At 45.9% G+C, this 22,283-nt stretch carries 17 protein-coding genes and 1 rRNA gene; 11 read left to right on the forward strand and 7 right to left on the reverse strand.

Annotated elements, in window-relative coordinates; translation table 11 throughout:
• Nucleotides 1–22: 22 nt before the first annotated feature.
• The 4 genes from KS4_RS11705 to KS4_RS11720 all read left to right on the forward strand — a co-directional run bounded on the left by KS4_RS11705 (nt 23) and on the right by KS4_RS11720 (nt 3,301).
• Nucleotides 23–718 carry a hypothetical protein gene (locus KS4_RS11705; RefSeq protein ID WP_145078189.1) on the forward strand — a complete coding sequence of 232 codons (696 nt, stop codon included), beginning with the start codon at nt 23–25 and terminating at the stop codon, nt 716–718.
• 75 nt (nt 719–793) lie between these two features.
• Entirely contained in the window at nt 794–1,588 is a 795-nt protein-coding gene (locus tag KS4_RS11710; RefSeq protein WP_145078191.1) for a hypothetical protein, read from the forward strand.
• A 97-nt stretch (nt 1,589–1,685) separates the two neighbouring features.
• Nucleotides 1,686–2,342, forward strand: coding sequence for a UbiX family flavin prenyltransferase (locus KS4_RS11715; protein WP_200761197.1), 657 nt, complete (start codon nt 1,686–1,688; stop codon nt 2,340–2,342).
• A gap of 20 nt (nt 2,343–2,362) precedes the next feature.
• Nucleotides 2,363–3,301, forward strand: coding sequence for a 4-hydroxybenzoate octaprenyltransferase (locus tag KS4_RS11720; protein ID WP_145078193.1), 939 nt, complete (start codon nt 2,363–2,365; stop codon nt 3,299–3,301).
• An 8-nt stretch (nt 3,302–3,309) separates the two neighbouring features.
• Here KS4_RS11720 and aroF read toward each other — a convergent pair whose 3' ends face one another.
• The 3 genes from aroF to KS4_RS11735 all read right to left on the reverse strand — a co-directional run bounded on the left by aroF (nt 3,310) and on the right by KS4_RS11735 (nt 6,493).
• Nucleotides 3,310–4,359: a 3-deoxy-7-phosphoheptulonate synthase gene (gene aroF, locus KS4_RS11725; protein WP_145078195.1), complete on the reverse strand. Its 1,050-nt coding sequence runs from the start codon at nt 4,357–4,359 to the stop codon at nt 3,310–3,312.
• 439 nt (nt 4,360–4,798) lie between these two features.
• Entirely contained in the window at nt 4,799–5,257 is a 459-nt protein-coding gene (locus KS4_RS11730) for a Fur family transcriptional regulator (RefSeq protein WP_145078197.1), read from the reverse strand.
• 807 nt (nt 5,258–6,064) lie between these two features.
• A complete protein-coding gene (locus KS4_RS11735) occupies nt 6,065–6,493 on the reverse strand; it encodes a (deoxy)nucleoside triphosphate pyrophosphohydrolase (RefSeq protein ID WP_145078199.1) in 429 nt (142 codons plus the stop codon).
• A gap of 414 nt (nt 6,494–6,907) precedes the next feature.
• On the opposite strand from KS4_RS11735, the gene KS4_RS11740 reads away from it, so the two are divergent.
• A complete protein-coding gene (locus KS4_RS11740; RefSeq protein ID WP_145078201.1) occupies nt 6,908–7,549 on the forward strand; it encodes an ACP phosphodiesterase in 642 nt (213 codons plus the stop codon).
• Between the two features lie 17 nt (nt 7,550–7,566).
• Here KS4_RS11740 and KS4_RS11745 read toward each other — a convergent pair whose 3' ends face one another.
• Nucleotides 7,567–8,661 carry a sugar kinase gene (locus tag KS4_RS11745; protein WP_234698799.1) on the reverse strand — a complete coding sequence of 365 codons (1,095 nt, stop codon included), beginning with the start codon at nt 8,659–8,661 and terminating at the stop codon, nt 7,567–7,569.
• A 210-nt stretch (nt 8,662–8,871) separates the two neighbouring features.
• Complete coding sequence (locus KS4_RS11750; RefSeq protein ID WP_145078205.1) at nt 8,872–9,345, reverse strand: copper-binding protein; 474 nt, start codon at nt 9,343–9,345, stop codon at nt 8,872–8,874.
• 964 nt (nt 9,346–10,309) lie between these two features.
• On the opposite strand from KS4_RS11750, the gene KS4_RS11755 reads away from it, so the two are divergent.
• The 4 genes from KS4_RS11755 (at nt 10,310) to KS4_RS11770 (ending at nt 15,518) form a co-directional block, all read left to right on the forward strand.
• Nucleotides 10,310–11,818: ribosomal RNA gene (locus KS4_RS11755) — 16S ribosomal RNA — on the forward strand.
• A gap of 804 nt (nt 11,819–12,622) precedes the next feature.
• The gene (locus KS4_RS11760) at nt 12,623–13,696 is read left to right on the forward strand and encodes a TRAP transporter substrate-binding protein (protein WP_145078207.1); all 1,074 of its coding nucleotides are present in this window, start codon (nt 12,623–12,625) and stop codon (nt 13,694–13,696) included.
• Nucleotides 13,696–14,223, forward strand: a complete 528-nt coding sequence (locus KS4_RS11765; RefSeq protein WP_145078209.1) for a TRAP transporter small permease — start codon at nt 13,696–13,698, stop codon at nt 14,221–14,223. The genes KS4_RS11760 and KS4_RS11765 overlap by 1 nt, the downstream gene beginning before the upstream one ends.
• Complete coding sequence (locus KS4_RS11770) at nt 14,223–15,518, forward strand: TRAP transporter large permease (protein ID WP_145078211.1); 1,296 nt, start codon at nt 14,223–14,225, stop codon at nt 15,516–15,518. Before KS4_RS11765 ends, KS4_RS11770 begins: the two co-directional genes overlap by 1 nt.
• A gap of 29 nt (nt 15,519–15,547) precedes the next feature.
• Here the strand turns inward: KS4_RS11770 and KS4_RS11775 are convergent, their stop codons facing one another.
• Nucleotides 15,548–16,657, reverse strand: a complete 1,110-nt coding sequence (locus KS4_RS11775; RefSeq protein WP_200761199.1) for a glycoside hydrolase family 172 protein — start codon at nt 16,655–16,657, stop codon at nt 15,548–15,550.
• 462 nt (nt 16,658–17,119) lie between these two features.
• On the opposite strand from KS4_RS11775, the gene KS4_RS11780 reads away from it, so the two are divergent.
• Both KS4_RS11780 and KS4_RS11785 read left to right on the forward strand, forming a co-directional pair.
• Complete coding sequence (locus KS4_RS11780) at nt 17,120–18,163, forward strand: serine hydrolase domain-containing protein (protein WP_145078215.1); 1,044 nt, start codon at nt 17,120–17,122, stop codon at nt 18,161–18,163.
• Between the two features lie 100 nt (nt 18,164–18,263).
• Nucleotides 18,264–18,683, forward strand: a complete 420-nt coding sequence (locus KS4_RS11785; RefSeq protein ID WP_145078217.1) for a secondary thiamine-phosphate synthase enzyme YjbQ — start codon at nt 18,264–18,266, stop codon at nt 18,681–18,683.
• A 134-nt stretch (nt 18,684–18,817) separates the two neighbouring features.
• Here KS4_RS11785 and KS4_RS11790 read toward each other — a convergent pair whose 3' ends face one another.
• On the reverse strand, nt 18,818–21,817 hold the full coding sequence (locus tag KS4_RS11790) for an autotransporter family protein (RefSeq protein ID WP_145078219.1): 3,000 nt from the start codon (nt 21,815–21,817) through the stop codon (nt 18,818–18,820).
• Nucleotides 21,818–22,283 lie beyond the last annotated feature (466 nt).

The following is a 22,283-nucleotide window of genomic DNA, read 5'->3' on the forward strand; positions in this document are numbered from 1 at the left end:
CAATATTTTAGAGAGGGATTCGATGAAGAAAATTGACCAGATCATGGAGCAAGCTTCACAATCGCTGGTACGGACTGCATATCTTGAAGCAGAGCAACTTTGTCTAGAAGCATTGTCATTGGCGAAAACACAAAAAGATTGGGGATACTACAGCCGCATTTTATTGCCGTTGCAAGAAACCAGGCGCCAACGCCGAATGATCGCAGCTGACGGCTTAATACAACTCGGCACATCCGAAACGCATTTACAGATGTGGAAGGATGAAAAACCCATCGGATGTTTAGTTGTTACGACAGAAGAAGATGAAATTGAAGCTCAGAATATGCTTCAAGATGCGCGATCTGAACAGAGACATCTTGAGATTTTATTTGCGGAAGTCAATTCTGACGCAACGACTTGGACGATAAGGATGCCAAGTCAAGCGCATATTGCAATAGCATTACCTGCCCCACCGCCGACATGGTGCGATCGAGCGTTTCCCGCTTCACAAATCCCTGAAACTGGTCACAATCCACAAGCCAACGGACCTGCAGGCTGGTTCCTGTATGCTTCTGAAAAACTTGGCGATGCCGCGATTGAACATGCTATCCAAGCTGACACACCACAGGAATCTATAGCCCTGCTTGAGCAAGCACTTGAGACGATTGGTGATCATGAATTGCTTCATCAAACGTTGATGAATACCATCCAAGAAGCGATGCGATCGCAAATTCTATAGGGCTAACGCTAACGCGCAAACCGTGCCAATTACTGCTATCATCCGCATGCTCAAAGAGTCCACACAATAATTAACATGATGAATAAAAACAGCCAAAATCAAAAACAAGCCAAGCCTAAAAGTATGATGCAATTGACATCACGGTTTACGCTTACCGTTTTGGCTATTCTCACAATCTTGGGCTTGTGGGGTTACTGGCAATGGATATCCGTGCCAGAATACTGGACAGAAAACCAGGCATATCTTGCTCAAACTGATACTGTCATACTTAGCCAAAACGCAACCATACTCGAAGATAGTATTCCTGATAAACTCACTAATCCCAATAATCTATCAGCACAATCAACTCGTAAAGTGCGCATCCCTTTAGAACTCATCAACGCATGGCTCGAAGTCAGATTACCTCTTTGGTTACATAGCCAATACGGTTACGATTTGCCTGACAATATTAAAGGTATCATGCTTGCAACTGAAGGCGACAACCTCGTTCTTGCTTTTGAAATTGATCAAGAGAATTTCAATCAGATTATTTCTGCTATCTTTGAGATTCAATTCAACGGTGATAATTCAGCCACACTTAAACTGATCGGTTTACGTGCTGGCACGCTACCTTTGCCTATAAACGCTTCACTCAAGCAATTCGGTGAGATCGAAAATATGACCGGCGAGGATGCAGGTATTCAGATCACAAAGCTAGGTGATGGATTGAAATTCACCCCAACACACAGCTTAGGCAGCGACCGAGACGCCCAGATTATTGGCCTTGAAACAGAAAAAGACAGCGTCATTATTCACATCAAGCACGCAGCTCATAAGTCACAATCCTCTAGACATGCTGCCAGCCGCCTCACACATTCGATACTCAATTGACTCTCATGCTTCATCAACCCCAATCCCCACCACTTTCTAGACTCTGTCCATGCCAAAATGTTACAATCGCTCTTAATAGCCTGGAGAGTGTTTGAACATGCCGCTAATCTCAAAAAATATTGTCCTCGGAATCACCGGCGCGTCCGGCGCACCATATGCCCAACGCGCACTACATGCGCTTTTAGAGGCGGAAACAAACGTTCACCTTGTTATTTCTTCTGCAGGCCAACGATTACTGCATGACGAACTACAGATCGTTGGAAACGATATTTCGTCATGTCTGCCCAAGCCACTAAATGAATATGCTGGTCATCTCACACTACACAATCATCGCAACATTGGCGCTAGCATCGCATCAGGTTCGTTCAAACATGATGGCATGATCATCGTTCCCTGCACATCTGGCTCGCTTGCAGCAATCGCGACGTCGCAATCAAACAATCTAATCCAACGTGCAGCATACGTCACACTTAAGGAACGACGGCGGCTCATTCTACTTCACCGTGAGTCTCCATTAACGCTTGCGGACATCCGTAATATGGAAACACTCACACTGATGGGTGCCACGATTATGCCAGCCACGCCTGGTTTCTATACGCTCCCCAAGACAATTGATGACCTTGTTAATCATGTGACTGCTCGCCTACTAGACCAACTCGATATCCCACATCAACTTGCACCCACATGGGATCAGCAGCTCAAAAAAAACAAGGCTTCAACACACCAAGAACCTCAACCACAAGTTTTTGATTAAGCTCAAAACGGATTCTCTTCATGCAGGATGCAACCACCACTTCATTGCCGCACACACCGCCAAAGATCACAGATCAACTGGCTGCAGCCGCTCGTGATATCAAACTGTCTCACACAATCTTTGCCCTGCCCTTTGCTTTACTTGCCACATTTCTTGCTGCAAATGCTCATGGCGAACAAGCAGCCCTCTCGATTTCGCAGTTCACACTCATTGTGTTATGTATGTTCTTCGCGCGCAGTGTCGCGATGCTAGCCAATCGTTTTCTTGATGCAGATATCGATGCACAAAATGATCGTACAGCCAAGCGTGCAATCCCTGCAGGTCAACTGACACGCCGATTCACACTCTCGCTCATGGTATTGTGCACATTTTCATTTATCGCATTAACTGCAGGCTTTTATCTGCTTAATACCAACATCTACCCATTATTGCTCTCGCCGCTCATCTTGGCTTATCTGATCGGTTATTCATACACCAAACGCTTCACATTCTTATGCCACGTATACCTCGGCACAGCATTGGCCTTAAGCCCGATCGCTGCAGCCATTGCAATTAATCCTGCATATCTCAAAGAACCCACGACATGGCTTCTATCAGTCATGGTTGCCTCATGGGTTGCTGGTTTCGACATTATTTATGCGTTACAAGACACTGAATTCGATCGTAAAAACAAAATCTATTCAATGCCTTCGTCACTTGGAACAAACAAGGCGATGTGGATCAGCCGATCTTTGCATCTGAACGTAATCCTCATGCTGGGTTTACTCTTTACGCTCAGTACGCAGCTAAATCAACTGTTCCTCATCGCCTCATTCTTGACGACTGCTCTATTAGTTCTGGAGCATGTGCTCGTTTGGAAAAGCAGTACAAATCACATCAATATGGCTTTTTTCACGCTCAATGGCATCATTTCATTGTTGTTAGGTTTAGCAGGCGTTCTTGATATTTTCCTTCGTTGAGACATGTTTTACACTTGGCCAAGCATCTGCTCAACTGGGATACACTCACGATCCACGGCCTCTGCAACACGCTGTAAATTCACCATCAAGCCGTCCATCTGATCGGGTGTAATTGATTGAGCACCATCTGTCATTGCGTGCTTCGGATCTTGATGTACTTCAATCGCCAAGCCATCAGCTCCCGCTGCAACAGCAGCCTTGGCCATGGATGGTACTAATCTTGCATGCCCAGTACCATGTGATGGATCGATAATGATCGGCAAATGCGATCGCGTTTGAAGCTCTGGAACAGCCGACAAACTCAGGGTATTTCGCGTGTGATCTTCAAACGTTCGGATGCCACGTTCACACAGAATCACATTCGGATTACCTTCTGCCAAGATGTATTCAGCAGCCTGTAGGTACTCATCGATTGTCATCGACATCCCACGCTTATACAAAACCGGTTTAGGCTGTTTCCCGCATGCTTCTAGCAACTTGAAGTTCTGACTGTTTCTCGTTCCAATCTGCAAGCAATCTGCATATTCACTCACTAATTCCACGTCACTTGGCGTTAAAACCTCGGTCACAATCGGTAGACCTGTTTCTTCACGAGCAGCAGCCAACATCTTTAAACCGTCTTCGCCAAATCCTTGGAAAGCGTATGGATTCGTTCGTGGTTTGAATGCACCACCACGAAGTGCATGCGCCCCAGATGCCTTTACTTGCCGCGCGGCTTCCATAATCTCTTGCTCACCTTCTACCGAGCAAGGTCCCGCGATCACCGGCACTTGCTTTCCGCCAAACACACACGTTTCCGACAGTTTTACCACTGTACGCTGGTTACCCGTCGTTTCAATGGCTGCCATTTTGTAAGGTGCAAGAACGCGCATTACCTTACTCACGCCCGGTGCCTGCTCCATTACTGCACAATCTTTTAATCGTTCATCACCGATCGCAGCAACAACCGTCAAATCGGTTCCCACGATCACTTGATCCTTCAATCCTAATTCTTTAATTAGCTTTTTCACGCCGTCAATCTCCGTTTCACTCGCCCCTGGTCTCATCACCACTATCATGTCCAGACTCCTGTTTAGTTCTGCGTTCTTTTGAGCCAAACTTAGTAGTTTGACTTTGAATTTAAAATCGCCAATACCATTTATGAATTCGCATCATCACGTGCTTCCTTATTTTTCTCATCGTGACTTTGCCTCAATAACACACAATTACGACCATAAAAAAACCCCGCTGCGTTAGCCGCTGCGGGGTGATGGTGTTTTACCGTTAGTTCAGTCACTTATTGTGACCGAACGAATACCCAGCGCGGCTGTTTGCCGGTAAACCAAAACCAAAAGAAATAAAATCGGTTAGTCGCTGAGTTCATGTCCGAAGTATCGCACCTTTCCGGAGATTGTCAAATCCTTTTCCCAACTCACTTCATTTTTCTCGGCCTCACGCCTCTATTTGCATGAATTTCACGCTCAAATGGGCCGGAAATCTCTTCCCTATGCCAGCCGTTTACGACTCACAACCACAAGCTCGCTCTTCTTCCAAGTCCGCATCTACCGCCGCTAATCCCTTCTCAACACACTCTGGGCACAGTCCAAACAGCGTCAATTCGTGACCATCCACAACAAACCCACCCGGCAATGTTGTCCCCTCCGGCAATGAAACCGGACACATGTGCAAATCGAATACACGCCCACAGACGCGGCATCGGAAGTGATGATGATGCCCTAAATGAGCCGCCTCATAGCGATTCTGACCATCTGGCAGAACCACACATTTGATCTGCCCACCTTCATGCAACGCCTTCACAATCCTGTAAACAGTTGCAATTCCCACCCCACACTGCGCATTCGCAATATCGTGTATCTCTTGTACAGTCAGTGGCCCCTCTGCCGTTTCAATGACCTGCTCAACACTCTTGCGTTGCACCGTATTACGCTTTGGATTATTCGTCTTTACTTCTGACATAACATCCTCATTTATTGATTGGCCATTATGCGCCAATAATTGCTTCCAGCATGCATACTCACGCCATCTCATCATTAAGTTTGACGATGCCTCAGACACATGTTCAAACCAACGCCGAGATACCAAATCCATCGCCGCACGACGAATTAATCGAACCTAACAAGCTAAGCGAAACTCGCCATATGTTTCAAACAAAAATACATATTCAATTCAACCCGTTTTCTTCAAAGATAGAATACTAGCTGGAATGCTTCTTCAACACATGTACTAATCACATACGTCATCCCCTAATGCTAACGTACGCTTCCCCACTTTCGTGTATTTCCCTCACTACATATCACGATTGTACAAAAATATTTGAGATCTGTGCAGTCCTATTCCTAAACATACCAAACATCTTCTTAGTCATTACAGGAGATTCCACAGATACCTCGATACATGCGACCATGTTCTCAATACCACACTCCATATCTCGCAATGCATCCCATCCAAAGATAATACCGGCAAGACACAAGAACGTCTTTTAATTACGCGGCATCGATTAAATATCTTATTTTATAGAGGACAATGCAGATTCATCAATCATGCAATAATTTTCATGCGATACGAAACAACAACCACTACATCATCAAACAATGCGAAACTATTCGCATTTACATGATGCATCACAATTACACTGCTGACCCACTTTTCCACGATTCACAAGATCTCTCAAGACAAGATCAGAATTTAGGGTCATAAAAAACATTTTCTTGGACTGAATCTAACCAACTATTAGGCATCTATGTAAAACCAATGCATCACACATTAACTAGCCAACGCTACTTTACCACCCAAATCTATAATAACTCGCTCAACTAATGAGATATTAGCCTCCGGAAATTGGTACCGACGCAAGTCATTCGGCTTTACCCATCGATGATCAACCACAGCAAGATTCTCTAACTCACCGCTCTCCCATCGGCAATAGAACGGATTCAATTCTACGACCCCGTAGTCATATTCATGACGCACAGCTTTTAAACAACCTGTCACTGATACACGTACTCCCAACTCTTCTGCGAATTCTCGGACCACACAATCTTCAAGCGTTTCATCTTTTTCCAGCTTCCCGCCAGGGAATTCCCAGTATCCTGCCAGCACACCACTTTCCGGACGTTTCGCTATCAAAACCCTAACATCATCGCCTTCACCATCGACCAATACACCAATTGCTACACAGATAACATCTGACATCTAACCTACTCCATTCTTCATTCCATCAGTGTGAATTACACAAATACAGCCGAATTATCGACTTAAATCAATACAGGCCTCATCCCAATCTGCCAGAATATTTTTCTTTCACAAAAAACCGCCTTTCCACCATACCTAAACGCTATAACCAATTCAAATTAATACACTTAAAATAAACATACCTAATACCTAAAGCTTCATTGACAGGCAGTAAAATCAGCCGATAGGATAGATATAGCAGAGATGCGGCACGCGTTTATGCGACAAATGTCACATCTCATCGCTGATACGGATTTATGCCGTGGCGCACCTCCACCACAGGATCGGAGCCCTGTCGTGGAGGTATTTTTATGCGCATCGACATAGCATCCCCCTTCTTGCATTCGCTGCACGCGCATACGAAAATGTGGCCACATGAATTTCTTAGCCCATCTACATCTTGCCTGCGACACATCTGAATCCATGATCGGAAATCTCATGCCCGATCTCATTCGAGGCAAACTACCCACCAACCTTGACCCACAAATCATGCATGGCGTTCACACCCACCGCTGTGTCGACGCATTCACCGACACGCACCCACTTTTCGCCCAAAGCAAAACCCCGTTCCTTGAAATTCCTAACCACCCTCACTTCGCAGGCATCCTCATCGATATTTTTTACGATCACTTTCTCTCGATTGATTGGCAACATTACCACACACAATCCCTCCCCGCTTTCATCACCAACGCCTACTCCGTCCTCAACGCAGGCAAGCACCTCATGCCCACCCAAATGCTGGAACGCATTACAGCCATCCATCATCACGACTACCTGTCCAAATACGCTACAATCAACGGCCTCACCCTTGTCCTTTCACGCATGTCCTCCCACTTCTCACAGCGACTCAACCGTAACGTCAAACTCCAAACCGCAATCCCCATCTTGCTCGCCAATTACTCATCCATCCGCAACGACTTCAATGCCTTCTACCCGCAGCTCATGAAATATGTCACACAGACCAATCTGCAATCAAAAAACAGAGCCGACCGAAGCCAGCTCTGTACAAACAACTAATATGATTCTTAATATCTTTAGCGAATGATCCTTGCCCCGCCGCCACCGGCTACGTGCAGTAATTCCTTTTCAGTGATCATACTCGTATCACCACGAGTCGTCTGTAATAACGCTCCATGCGCAGTCCCGATATTCACCGCTTCTTGTGGATCATATCCCTTTAAGAAGCTATACGTAAACCCACTCGCGAACCCGTCACCACCACCCACACGATCTTCGAGAAGCAAACGATCAAAGCTAGGCCCATGATAGAACTTATCATCTTCAGCCCAATACAGAATGGCCGACCAATTGTTCTCATTCGCATTCAGCACTTCACGTAATGTCGTACCAATCACTTTCAAATTCGGATAATCTTTCGCAACTCGGCGCACCATCTTCTTGTAGCTTTCGATCGGCAACTCCTTCAGGTTCTCGTCCTCAGCTCCTTCAACTTTATAGCCTAAAACTTTTTGAAAATCTTCTTCGTTACCAATCAAGCAATCAATATATTGAACCAACGGCTTCGTCGTCTCAATCGCTTCTTCGCTGCTCCACAACTTACTGCGGAAATTCAAGTCATACGACACCATCGTGCCCGCATCATGAGCTGCTTTTAACGCTTCCGCTGCGACACGCCTTGTTGAATCACTCAAACAAGTAAAGATGCCACCCGTATGTAACCACCGAACACCACGTTTCACAAACAATTCATCCCAATCAACATCACCTTCATCCATCTTACTCGTCGCGCTATGACCTCTGTCATATAGCGTCACACTCGCACGCGGCCCCTGCCCCACTTCAGTCCAGTTCAAACCCATTCTGGCATCTCGCCCGACCCCGTCATAATCCAACTCAACAACATGCTTCGTATCAAGCCCGCCACCTCTTGCATGATTCATGACAAGCTTACCGACAGGATTATCTACAACACCTCCGACCCAACCTGTCCTCAACCCTAATCGTGACAGCGCATACGCAACGTTGTACTCACCGCCACCAACCCACAACTCCATTAGATTCGAAAACTCTATTCGACCATGTCCTTGAGGACTCAACCTCACCATACACTCACCTAAAGACACCAAATCTAACTCGCACGATTCTGCTGTTCTAATAGTCAAACCCATCATTAATCTCCAGAAATTCAGTGGTAATTATTGCGTTTTACTCCCACCCATATTCATCTTCTTGCTCCTGAACAGCACCGTCAATTTAAAACACCACCCCCAGCCAACTCCATGCACGCTATGGTCAAATCCCCTATACAACGCAAGCATGCACAAAAAAACCTGCTTCATAATGAAGCAGGTCTCAATATCGCTCTAATAATCACTTATTTAATGTTCCCCACTTTCTCCATGCATATCCATGCTCATCTCACCAAAATTCAATTCCGTCTCAGCAGGCAACTTCTCAATCTCAGTGATGTAATACGGCTTCTCACCCCACGTCACCACAAATGTCACCTCAACCTTATCTTCCTCCTTTAAACCGCTCATCTCAACACCCTCACCCACAGGAAACGGCATCGTCATGCTATTCATCCCCACAACCCTACCCTTCTTATTCTTAAAGCTTGGTATCGCTTCATGCTGCAACAGCATCTTGCCTCCCTCCGCTGGCATACTCTTCACAATCCCTCTGACTTCATAACTTGCTGCAGGCTTTACATCTGACATGACCACTTCTGGCGTCTTCGACTGTTCCTGCTTATCGCACCCTGTGAGATTAAGCCCAACGACGATACATGCCCCTACTGCCAAGAGCCCCAAAACCTGCCTTTTCATACCTATATAGTCTTTCATTCTCATTGACTTAGATCCTTCTTCTAAAGATAGATGCTTTTACAACCACCCATACTCCCTTTTCATTCGCATCAAATCACACATATCTGCTCACAACTAGCAAAATCGCAGCGATATTAACGATGAAAGTCACATTAGCACACTTAATACGAAACCTCGATACCTATTCCATAGAAAAGTAACACCTAAATCACACCTCATTAATCATATTCTTGTGAGGCTTGATCTTGATTTTACTCATTCACATCCCATAACATTAACTCTTTGTTTACCGACATGTGAATACTTGCCTTCCGCATTCCTGCGTTTTTGGGGATAACTATCTGCTTTGACAGTGATTTACGTCACTTATCCACACGCATTCTCAAAACCATTCGAGCGATTTGACGGAAGGCTTGGGGGTCGGCATAATACTCCCATGTCAAGCAAACGACAGCACTCAAAACTGTCGCTGCTAACTACTGACAACCCAAGACGCTGACTCGCTAGCATGCAACGTGCTAAAATCCCAAGAGTTGGCACTCAGTGAAACGTTTTCCACAACGACCTACTGAGCTTGACACTGAAAAATAAATCACTAAAATGCGACACCCCGCTAAAACGCGAGGCAAACAAAATCGCTCATAAGTGATTGTTATTAAAGATCTTTGACAAGTGAACAGTTTAACACAGACCGCAAGAATGTGACCGATTGAGCAAGGCTCCATAGCCAAACTCGACGGTAAACAGATCCCGTAATTTAGGATTCACACTTAAATTACAAATTCTCACATTCTTGTATGGAATTTAAGTTGACAAAACTTAATTTCAGGAATGTGAGACCCTAAAATTTTTAAAGTTTAGTCGCTTTAAAACATTAGATTAATTGACATTAATCAATGAGACCGGCTAGCAAGCTTGCTTGTTAGCTACAGGTCAAAAACTTCATTCGAAGTCAATGCAAGTCCTTGTGGCTTGTGACAACGATATAAAATTGAAGAGTTTGATCCTGGCTCAGATTGAACGCTGGCGGCATGGCTAAAACATGCAAGTCGAACGCGAAAGTAACTTCGGTTACGAGTAGAGTGGCGAAAGGGCGAGTAATGCGTTTCTAACGTGCCTCGAAGCGAGGGATAGCTCAGAGAAATCTGGGGTAATACCTCATAATCTCCTAAAGTCGTATGGCTTCTGGAGCAAAGGTTTACTACTTCGAGATCGGGAAACGTGCTATCAGGTTGTTGGTGAGGTAAAAGCTCACCAAGCCTAAGACGGCTAGCGGGTGTGAGAGCACGACCCGCCGCATCGGGACTGAGACACTGCCCGGACTCCTACGGGAGGCTGCAGTAACGAATATTCCGCAATGCACGAAAGTGTGACGGAGCAATGCCGCGTGTAGGATGAATCCCTTCGGGGTGTAAACTACTGTCAGGGTTTAGGAATTTTGACCAGACCCAAAGGAAGGGCCGGCTAACTTCGTGCCAGCAGCCGCGGTAATACGAAGGGCCCGAGCGTTAATCGGAATCACTGGGCTTAAAGGGTGTGCAGGCGGATTTGTAAGTATCTTGTGAAATCCCATAGCTCAACTATGGAATTGCTCGGTAGACTGCAAATCTTGAGTCATAGAGAGGCAATCGGAACGATAGGTGGAGCGGTGAAATGCGTAGATATCTATCGGAACGCCAAAGGAGAAGTCAGATTGCTGGCTATGTACTGACGCTCATACACGAAAGCGTGGGTAGCGAACGGGATTAGATACCCCGGTAGTCCACGCCCTAAACGATGTGCACTAGATCGAGGAGGTTTTGACGCCATCTCGATTGTAGTTAAAACATTAAGTGCACCGCCTGGGGAGTACGGTCGCAAGACTAAAACTCAAAGGAATTGACGGGGGCTCACACAAGCGGTGGAGCATGTGGCTTAATTCGAAGCAACGCGAAGAACCTTACCAGGGTTTGACATGGTCGGATTAGTGAATCGAAAGATGATCGACACCTTCGGGTGGAACGACCACAGGTGCTGCATGGCTGTCGTCAGCTCGTGCTGTGAAGTGTCGGGTTAAGTCCCTTAACGAGCGAAACCCCTGCCGTTAGTTGCTAACAGATAATGCTGAGGACTCTAGCGGGACTGCCGGTGTCAAACCGGAGGAAGGTGGGGACGACGTCAAGTCATCATGGCCCTTATGCCCTGGGTTGCACACGTGCTACAATGGTATGGACAGAGCGAAGCAAGACCGCAAGGTGGAGCAAATCGCAAAAACCATGCCCCAGTTCGGATTGCAGGCTGCAACTCGCCTGCATGAAGTCGGAATCGCTAGTAATCGCGTATCAGCTACGACGCGGTGAATACGTTCCTGAGCCTTGTACACACCGCCCGTCACGTCATGGGAGCTGGGAGCACCCGAAGCCGCCTCGATTCAGAGGTGTCTACGGTGAACTCGGTGACTGGGACGAAGTCGTAACAAGGTAGCCGTAGGGGAACCTGCGGCTGGATCACCTCCTTTCTAAGGGATAATTTAGACTTGGAACCGGTGCGAACCGTTCCATGTATGTCAACACATTCTTGCCCCTAAATACAGAGTCTAGCATGCGAAACTCTGAGGGATAGCAACACGGCAACGTGTTGTGAAGGTCTAAACTGTTCACTTGTCAAAGATTTTGACTATTAAAAAGCTCATTCGAAAGAATGAGCTTTTTTTGTGCGCACTTCTTACACCAAAACTATCTGCACACTTGTTATTTCTCCTAAACCTAAGTTTGTAGTGGTAATCACATCGCTTCAAGCAAATAAGGTCATATCCTCGACCACGATCAAAGATGGCCAAAACAACATCGTCAGCTTGAGCTTCACTTCAAACGATCTTTAATTGGAACCACTCCAAAGTTGCCTATCGTGATCCTTCTCATGACATCTCTTGCTCGGCGTAAAGCATTACGAAACTACAAATGAATTAATCGCCCCTGCCCTACATCAGCACCTTAATCACATCTAAATACATAGCATGAGAAACGCTTAATTTTATACACATCCCACAAGCGAATTGATCAAATTAAAGCTTCTTAAAAAACAAAATCTGTGTTTACCTAACATCATTATCCCACTACTCATCCCTCTAAAGCAACAACTCGTAAATCCATAGCAATTAATGTTTCTTTTCGTATAATCAAGTTACAAACTACGGTAAATAAACGAATCAGCACATCTAACTTATTGATAGATTTGTGCCATGCATATTCATTGCCTGGGCTAACTTTTACCTATCCAAACCGATTGATACGTTTCGTCAGCCCAATTAAAGAGGTGCTTCATGAATAAACAGCGAATCCCTACATTTATAGTAGGAGCTTTGGTAGGCATCTTAATTGCGACGATCATGTTCTCATTTATCGTTCGAAGCAATAACTCGATTGATGAATCGCACACGAACCAATCCAACAGCAATGTCACACTTGTGAAGCAAGACAGACCTCAAAAAGCACGAACGTTGCAACTCGCTCACAACCTCGGACAACACGATCCCGTGCATATCGCAATGGAGAAATTTGCCGAGCTGGTGACCAAGCATTCCAATGGCTCACTCAAGGTTGTCATCTATCCCAACGCCACACTCGGCACGCAAACACAATGCCTCGAAAACTTGCAGCAAGGCCAGCTCGCGATGACAAAATCATCCGCAGCACCTATTGAAAACTTTATCCCTGAATATGCCGTCTTCAGTTTGCCCTATGTATTCAAAAATAACGAACACTATTGGCAGATCCTCAACGGCCCAATCGGCCAAGAACTCCTCACCCTTGGCAAAAACAAGGGACTCATTGGCATCTGCTACTACGACGCCGGGGCACGCAGTTTTTACACCAAAACAAAACCCATCATGACACCCGACGACCTAGACAAAGTCAAAATCCGAGTCATGAAAAGCAGTCCCACTGCGGTCAAACTCATCAGCACCCTCGGTGGCTCCCCTACCCCGATGAATTTTGGCGACCTCTATACCGGACTTCAATCAAATCTCGTAGGTGGTGCTGAAAACAACCTCCCGTCCTACCTCAATAGCCGACACTACGAAGTCACAAAATACTACAGCTTCAATGAACACACACGTGTTCCTGACATGCTACTTTTCAGCACAGAAATCTGGGACACCCTCAACGAACAGCAGCAAACTTGGATCAAGCAAGCCGCTCAAGAATCAAGCGACTTCCAACGTACACTCTGGGAAAAAGCATCAAGCGAAGCTTTGGAAAAAATCAAGGCTGCCGGCGTTGAAGTCTCCTATCCCAATCCCACCCCATTCCGCGCTCGCGTCAAGCCCATGCATGACCAAGCCATGAACACCGCTGCTGGCCCTTATTTAAAACGTATTCTTGAGACACCATAATGTCTGAGCAAAACGAAACTAAAAGTAAAAGCATCTTTACGATCGCGCTCGAATGGGTCGTCATCGTCATCATGTTCACACTGACCATCGATGTCATCTGGGGTGTTTTCTCACGCTACGTCATCGGCCGCCAAAGCCAATGGACAGATGAATTAGCCACAACACTCTTAATCTGGGTTGCCATGCTTGGCGCCGCCCTCGCTTATGCCGAACACAAGCATCTAGGTATCGACTACCTCGTTCTGAAATGCTCAAGTGCGGTCAGATCATTTTTAGAAATCTTCACACATATTCTCGTTATTGCCTTTGCTGGCACCGTCATGATCTACGGCGGCTTCAACCTCTGCTTCGCACGCTACGACTCTGGACAGATGATGGCCGCTCTCGGCGTCTCAAAAGCATACTTCTATCTCGCCGTCCCAATTGCCGGCCTGTTCATCGTTGGCTACGCCGCCCACAATATCTACACCATCTTCACGCAGCACAGCCCATCCATCAGTGAACATCAGATTGAGGATGTCGATTAATGAATGAACAAAGCCTCATCCTGGTCATCAGCTTCTTTGCAATGATGCTCATGAACATCCCCATCGCATTTGCGATCGGAATCAGCACATTCCTTGCAATCTTCGCCGCCAACGACGTCAGCGCAACAAACATCATCTCTCAAAGAATGGCCGGTGGTATCGAAAGTACTTCGTTACTCGCCATCCCATTCTTCATCTTAGCTGGCAACCTCATGGGCTCAGGCGGTATGGCACGCCGACTCATCGATTTCGCCAATTCAATCGTCGGCCGCTTCAACGGCGGCCTTAGCTACGTCAACGTCCTCACCTGCATGATGTTCGGCGCAATCAGTGGCTCCGCTGCTGCCGCAGTCTCCTCAATCGGCGGCTTCATGATCCCTGAGATGCAGCGCAAAGGATACGACCGCGACTTCACCGTCGCCGTCACAACCACCGCAGCAACCACTGGCCTCGTCATCCCACCCAGCAATATCATGATCGTCTACGCCGTAGCCGCTCAAAACGTCTCCATCGCCGCGATCTTCATCGCGGGTGTCGTCCCCGGCATTGTGATGGGATTACTTATCATGGGTGTTTGTGCCCTCTTCAGCCTCGGTAATCGCACGCAATCAAGCGACGCATTCAGCATCATCAACATCCTGAAATCCGGCTTAAGCGCCATCCCCAGCCTCCTTCTCATCGTCATCGTTCTCGGCGGCATCATCGGCGGCATTTTCTCCGCGACTGAAGCATCTGCCATCGCCGTCGCATACGCATGGCTACTCGGCACAGTCATGTACCGTGAAATAAGCCTTAAAGAACTCCCGCCTATCCTCCTCAAATCGGCCATCACCACAGCCATTGTTTTCCTACTCATCTCAACCAGCTCTGCGATGAGCTGGTTCCTGGCTTACGAACAGCTCCCCCAACTCATCAGCGAAACACTCATCAACCTCACTGATAGCCCCATCATTATCTTCCTCATCATCAACATCGTTCTCCTCATCGTCGGCACGTTCATGGACATGACCCCTGCCGTCCTAATTTTCACACCCATCTTCCTCCCCATTGCAATGAACCTCGGTATGGATCCCGTTCAATTCGGCGTCATGATGATCGTCAACCTCTGCATCGGCCTCTGCACCCCACCTGTCGGTACATGTTTATTCATCGGCTGTAGTGTCGGCAAAACAAGCATCGCAAAAGTCGCAGGACCAATGATCCCCTTCTTCATCGCGATGATCCTCGCCCTCCTACTCACAACATACTACGCACCACTCACCATGTGGCTACCTGGCTTCTTCAACCAAACATAAGATTGTTTGACCAGATGGTAAATCCACATTCAACGGAAATGAACCGTTTCCTGCCCCACAATCTCAAGATCATCCTTACTCGGTAACTCTGGAAACTTTACACTGGGAAGCGTTTGATACCAATACGCAACTGATGTGACATGATCCTGCCGTTGTGCATAACGATGCCCCCAGCTATTCTTCCCTTTTCGCCAACCCAATGATTGCACCGTTACCTTTAGATCTTCTTCAAATCGAATCGGATCCGGAACATGCCAGCGGTACAAACCAAACCGTTGATTCGCCATGTACTCGCCATCAGGTCGAATCACTTGCGGCATCCCAGCGTACGGCCCAGTAAACGCCTGATACCCCTTCTTTGTTGCCGAACAAAATTTCGCATCAAAATTATACGATCCTAAAAAATAATCCTCCAACCCTGTCCCACAGATCGTCGGATATGCTTCATCCCCATCCATATAAAATTTCACTTCCCCCTCGCCCCACCAACCATCCTCATTCACTTGCCAAGTGATATAAGTTCCGACATACTGCCCCCAACCTTTCACACCCTTTAATATCGTGTGCACATCCCCCTTAAGCACCGGCCGTGACTGGTTGTAATACGCATGAAAATATCCAACGTCATCACTCACATCACCTACCGCATAGGTAATTTGATAAAACAACGTCAACTGATCATCACCCATATTCTCAACTGTCATACGACAACACTTCTTGAACGGCATCGGCCAGAAACAATTCAAACCACTCGCAGGATTCACATTCACTGTCAATGAATTAACCTGCCCATAGTCCTGCCAACCGTTCGCAAAGAAATCTCCCAGCGGGCATTCAACCGATGGATACGCCTGATCATCCCAATAAATCCGTAGTATGAGATGCTTCCAATGCCCTGTCGGCGTCATCCAGATATGCTGAATCGTTCCCGATTCATTAATCTCCGCTATCGTCGCGATCTCTCCAGATTTCACATGAATATACGGATTTACTTTCCAACCTTTCCCTAAAACATCATTAGAATCCGACGCACTGCCTTCACCAACTTCCGCTCTTGCCCCACCAGCTTTTTCACCATTCATATTCTCTGGCGTGATCGATCGTGTCTTTGATCTCGACAAATTTGCGAGATTACCCATGTGCGAAAATATCACGTCATTCATCATGCGTTAACCCTTCATGATTTTGATCCAATAACACCAATATGCTAATTGCGTACGTTATCCATTAATCAAATTCGCTGATTAGATTACATTGAAATATCAAGCTGAATTCAAGCCGGCTATCAATGATGACTACACACAAAAATTCCGATTTTATGATCACAATTCTTATGCCATTGCTGCCAACATCCACGATATCGATATTTTTTTTCAAGATCATTTATAAATGATAATTGCCCACATACCTCTTACTGAACAAAAACATAATAGTCTTTCGTCTCAGACGTCATATCATTTCCACCGACGCATAAACCATAGATGAAATCTAAACAAAATAAGAATTGATATACAAATTTTTTAAACGCGATTATATTGCACGAATACCATCGACTCACAGTATCTCATTCTAAATCATAACTTACAGATATTACACAACCTATGATCAGTAAAATCACAAACACACTTCACCATTCTTGCAAGCTTGTCATTTCTTCCATCACCGCACTTCTTGCTCAAACCGTTGCCAATGCTGACCTCAATAATATTCATCTTCCTGAGGGAACCGGTATATCTGCAGCCATTATCTCTGAAAACAATGTCAAATTTCTACAATTTGGCAATCCGAATTTCAACGAACATTCTCGCTTTGAAATTGGCTCTGTTACCAAAACCTTCACCGCCCTGGCTGTTGCTCTGCACAATATTGATCACCCAGATTTTTTAGATACTGAATTGTCCAGCATCATAACGGAGATCAAAAATAATAAGATTGCAAGCATCACTCCCCGATTGCTTTCAACACACACCTCAGGACTCCCTCGTCTTTCAGCGAGCACCCAGCTTAAAGCAATCTTTAATACCTCCGATCCATACAAACACCAGACTGCTCAAATACTCATTCAAAATCTCAACATGCTAAAACAACGCTCAACAAAACAAATCTATACCTACTCAAATTTCGGCTACGCAGTCCTTGGGTTAGCACTCGAAAAAGACATTAAACAACCCTACTCAACCATTATCTCTAACAAGATTCTCAAACCCCTCAAAATGAATCAATCTTTTGTTCATTACACACCGGAAAACCAAAAAACCGTCGTCACTGGCTACGATGAAAAAGCAACCCCCACTTCAGTTTGGCATTTCAAAGCGTCCGCGCCAGCTGGCGCAATCAAAAGCTCCGCTTATGATCTGTCGCTCTATATCCAAGCATATCTTTCTCCCAACGACACAACACTCAGTCTCGCTATGGCCAACACAATCAAAACACAACACAAAATCAATGAACAACTCTCAATCGGCCTAGGATGGCATATTCAAATCCATGAAGACCAAAAAATTTATTGGCATAACGGCGGTACCGGCGGGTATCGCTCATTCATTGGCTTCAATCCCACCACACGCAAGGGCATTGTGTTACTCTCAAATTACGCAGGCATTAAGCAACTTGACCAAACGGGCTTAGAAATTCTATCCCAATAAACACAACGCCCAACATAAAACACCATGACAGCAACAATCAAAGTGTCCTAAATAAATTGACAGATTCCTAAGAAACTTCATTCTTCGTTATCATATTTTCATGGCAACACATCAAGATCAAATCCAATTTTCCACTCGTCCCAATGGTGATATGCACGACATCACCGAGCAAGTACAAACAATCGTATCCGCTTCAAACATCCAAACTGGCATCGCCCATATATTCAACGTAGGTTCGACCGCTGTCATTGGCACCATTGAGTACGAGCCTGGCCTCATCAGCGATTTACCCAGTATCCTAAACAAGCTGATGCCTCCTTCTAAGCATTACGGCCACGAGCAAACATGGCATGATGGCAACGGGCATTCGCACCTTCAAGCCTCAACTCTCGGCCCATCCGAATCCATTCCTATCGCAAACAATCAACTCGTGTTAGGTACCTGGCAACAAATCTTTCATCTCGAATGCGATAACAAACCACGCGATCGAGCCGTCATTGTAACAATCCTCGGCAACTGACCCACGCCAAACGCATACCCTGTTTCATATGACTGCTTCATACTAAATTCACCAAACCAATCAAATAAAAACCCTGCTCATTGAGTTGAGCAGGGTTTTCTGATGTCTATCAATTTGATTGTTCTAGGATCAACTTAGAAGGTAAAACGCATACCGCCACGGAAGGTGTGGATGCTGTATTCGTTTTCACCGAATTCGCCATCATAGAAAAGATACAAGCTGTCGCCTGATTCACGGTTGTAAGCAGTAATACCGAAACCGCCAATAAATGCATTCTCAGTGAGTTCACGCGTATTGAACTCGAATGAACCACCAGTCGCACCTGCAAAGCGAGCGGTCATTGATTCTGATGTGTCATAGAACTGGTGCTGATATGCTGCGTGCACTTCCGGCATGAAAGTGACACGGTCCCAGTCAATGTTAACACCCGCGTGCATGCCTATACGACCGAGCAATGACTTAAGATCCAATTCATTCAGATCAAGATTCAACGCACCAGCGCCTTCTTCGGTGTACTCTTCGACGTTCAAGTTCGCGAACTCGACCTGAGCATACGGACCAAATGTCCATTCGCGAACAGTAAAGTCATGTCCGATTGTTGCTGCTGCGGTGAACTGGTAACCCGTAGGATCTGATTTCGCGACGCGGTCAAGCGAGGAGCCAAACTGGATCACACGGTTGTTGTCGTAAACATTGTATCCAAGACCAGCACTACCAGAAACGTATGAACCACCACTCTGATACGCACCATAAATACCACCGTTCATGGAGTTCACCGTTGATGAGCCACCACCACGAAGGACCTTAGCCTCCGAGTATGAGTAGCCACCATATGCACCGACGATCAATTCGTCGCTCAAACGGTAGTCCATACCAACGGTCGCACCGTAAGTTTCCCAGTCGTATCCAACCTGATCCTTGTTGTTGCCAACATCACCAAACGTACCGTAACCAGTCACGAAGAAACCGACACGGTTCATCAGATCAGGATCAAATGTGTCTTGTGCAATCACTGCCTGATCTTCAAAGTATGAAGATGTCTGCAGAGCCAGATCGTATGCTTCTTCTGGCGTTGCCTTCTCCATGATTGCAGAGAAGTAGTTCTGTGTATGGCTTGACCACAGGTTCTTGTTGTAACGAAGATCGTTCAAGCGAGAATTCACGTTGTTATTCTGAGCCTTCACGCCATGGAAGCCCATCGTTACCATCTTGTCCGCAGATTCTTCTGGGCTGATAGTCAACAGTGCTGGACGGAATTCGCCGGTTGCTTGATTATTGAACGCATCAATCACAACCTTCATGTCACCTGTGAGCGTTGGATCAACACGGATCTCTTGGAGTACCTTCGCAACAGCCATCTCATTATCAGTCTTAGCAATCTGATCGTATGGCTTGACTGACATCTCAACAAAGTAATCAGTACTAGTACCTGCCGTTTCTTCAACAAACTGGAAGTTAAATTCGTCTGGCAGATCGTCAACATGAACCTTAGCAGGATCAAAATTGACATTAATGGTATTCGTATTGATCGTGTCAAGAACCTTATACTTCTGACCATTACGAATAAGATTTACATCACTATATTGAACGACAACTTCTGTATCGTTATCAATCTGAACATCGCCTGTTGCTTCAATGGCACCAGTGTACGCGTTGCCATTCACATCTGCTGATACCAGAACATGCATCAGGCTGTGATTTGTCAATGTCAGCTTGCCCGTCACTTTCATATCAGCAACAGAACTAATGCTTGAACCAGCAATAAACAAGCGACCGCCATTCAATGTCAACGCACCATCAACAACACCGCCAGTGCGGATCGTTGAAAGCATATGTAACTCATCGCGATTCGAATCTTTAAAGCTAGCACCAAAGTAAGCCTGGTTTTCCGCATAAGTCGTGACATTCACATCACCAGTGACCTTTGCGAAGCCAGCCATACCTAATTCACCAGCATTCACGGTCACATCACCAATGAAATTACCTTTGCCTGGCGTCGAACCAAACAGCACCAAGCTGCCGCCGTTCTTCATGATCCGATTGGTGCCTTCATCATTAACCGTCACAAAGGTGGTCGTATCAATGACCATACCATTGTTGGTGTTAGAAAAATCACCATTCAAGATCAGACCCGAACGATACTTCGCGTCAAGACCGACAAACTCACCAAGAAGATTGGTTGTTGCATTGTTCTGCAGGTCAATCGTTCTTTGAACGCCACCAAAATCCGTGTCACCAGTAACCGCTAGCACGTTACCACCGGTTACGAAGAAGTCACTGTTGACATCCAAATCGTTGGTAATGCCCTGAAGAGCCAGGAACGGGTTGTACTGTACAGAATTAAATTCTTCAATATTTGAGTACGCCCGCAGCCCGCCGCCCTCAATCGTCAGCGTGCTTCTCGTTGGTGTACCAGAGCTGATCGCATCCGAGCGACCAATTGCAAGAATACCATCATGCAACTCAACACCACCCGCAAACAAGCTCGTACCTTCCATGTAGAGGGTACCTGAGCCATACTTTACAATCTGACTCGTCGGATTTGATGACTGATACAGACCCGAGATACGCACATCACCGCTAGCCGTCCCAGCGATATCTCCAACCACAACATCACCATCGAAACGTAAACCGCCAGACAGTTGAATCTCACTCGTACTACGCCCAACCGTTGGATTGTAGTTGAGAATATTCAACCCACCTGCTGTCGCAACGATAGATGTACGAATCTGATGGACTGCACTAGCAGAATAACTTTCAATTTTTCCACCCGCCTGGAACAACCACGATTCACCCGGAAGTATGTTGAAACCTTGGCTGGAAGTAAACTGAACCGAGCCAACATTTTCAATCTGCTTAACTTCGGTAACTCGGTACTGATTATTGAGGTCTGTTGCAAAGGTGATCGTACCACCTGCAATATCACCGGCTGGTGCTGCGACCGTATTCCAGTTGCCTGCTTCGTCCCAGTTGACTAGATCATTACCGTCGTCATCTTTTGCCCCACCATACCAGGTGTAGTCTGCAGCAAATGATGGACCAGCAATAAACGCTGTTAATAACAATGCGGTTGAAGGCCGTGCGATTGCGCGCAATGGCGTACGTAAATAATTGATTTGTTTTTTCATAGACATCAACCCTGATCCAGAAATTTCAGATGCTGTGACAGGGATCAGAACTCTGGCACAGACCCGGAACTGTAACGTCCCTAGCAGCAACGTACTGCGAGTCCCTAGAACAATCACTCATAATGTACTTAAATAGCTGAAACAGACAAGTAAGACTTGAATCTTTTTATACCGTTTCATGCCCATTCAATCATCTTTAAACCATTAATACACAAAAGCTTAGAGATAGATTTCGTTCACTGAAAGTTTAATTAGATATCTTGACATGGGAACATTTTTCACCCCTGAGCAACTACGATAGTTTTGAATGTCATATTTGCGGTTTTTTAGATTCAATCAAACGATCCTGTATCTTGAGTTTTACACAACGGAAGCCCTGCAAACCCTACTGGTGTTTATAAATCTGGCGCACAAAATCATCCAAAAATGAGTCTAATTCCTAATCGAAAAAAAGATAGTCAAGTACTATAAT

Source organism: Poriferisphaera corsica (assembly GCF_007747445.1).
GTDB classification, from domain to species: domain Bacteria; phylum Planctomycetota; class Phycisphaerae; order Phycisphaerales; family Phycisphaeraceae; genus Poriferisphaera; species Poriferisphaera corsica.

Bases quoted from the DNA above. Each gene is read 5' to 3' on its own strand.
- KS4_RS11705 (WP_145078189.1), top strand. From the start codon at position 23: ATGAAGAAAATTGACCAGATCATGGAGCAAGCTTCACAATCGCTGGTA.
- KS4_RS11710 (WP_145078191.1), top strand. From the start codon at position 794: ATGATGAATAAAAACAGCCAAAATCAAAAACAAGCCAAGCCTAAAAGT.
- KS4_RS11715 (WP_200761197.1), top strand. From the start codon at position 1,686: ATGCCGCTAATCTCAAAAAATATTGTCCTCGGAATCACCGGCGCGTCC.
- KS4_RS11720 (WP_145078193.1), top strand. From the start codon at position 2,363: ATGCAGGATGCAACCACCACTTCATTGCCGCACACACCGCCAAAGATC.
- aroF (WP_145078195.1), bottom strand. From the start codon at position 4,359: ATGATAGTGGTGATGAGACCAGGGGCGAGTGAAACGGAGATTGACGGC.
- KS4_RS11730 (WP_145078197.1), bottom strand. From the start codon at position 5,257: ATGTCAGAAGTAAAGACGAATAATCCAAAGCGTAATACGGTGCAACGC.
- KS4_RS11735 (WP_145078199.1), bottom strand. From the start codon at position 6,493: ATGTCAGATGTTATCTGTGTAGCAATTGGTGTATTGGTCGATGGTGAA.
- KS4_RS11740 (WP_145078201.1), top strand. From the start codon at position 6,908: ATGAATTTCTTAGCCCATCTACATCTTGCCTGCGACACATCTGAATCC.
- KS4_RS11745 (WP_234698799.1), bottom strand. From the start codon at position 8,661: ATGGGTTTGACTATTAGAACAGCAGAATCGTGCGAGTTAGATTTGGTG.
- KS4_RS11750 (WP_145078205.1), bottom strand. From the start codon at position 9,345: ATGAGAATGAAAGACTATATAGGTATGAAAAGGCAGGTTTTGGGGCTC.
- KS4_RS11760 (WP_145078207.1), top strand. From the start codon at position 12,623: ATGAATAAACAGCGAATCCCTACATTTATAGTAGGAGCTTTGGTAGGC.
- KS4_RS11765 (WP_145078209.1), top strand. From the start codon at position 13,696: ATGTCTGAGCAAAACGAAACTAAAAGTAAAAGCATCTTTACGATCGCG.
- KS4_RS11770 (WP_145078211.1), top strand. From the start codon at position 14,223: ATGAATGAACAAAGCCTCATCCTGGTCATCAGCTTCTTTGCAATGATG.
- KS4_RS11775 (WP_200761199.1), bottom strand. From the start codon at position 16,657: ATGGGTAATCTCGCAAATTTGTCGAGATCAAAGACACGATCGATCACG.
- KS4_RS11780 (WP_145078215.1), top strand. From the start codon at position 17,120: ATGATCAGTAAAATCACAAACACACTTCACCATTCTTGCAAGCTTGTC.
- KS4_RS11785 (WP_145078217.1), top strand. From the start codon at position 18,264: ATGGCAACACATCAAGATCAAATCCAATTTTCCACTCGTCCCAATGGT.
- KS4_RS11790 (WP_145078219.1), bottom strand. From the start codon at position 21,817: ATGTCTATGAAAAAACAAATCAATTATTTACGTACGCCATTGCGCGCA.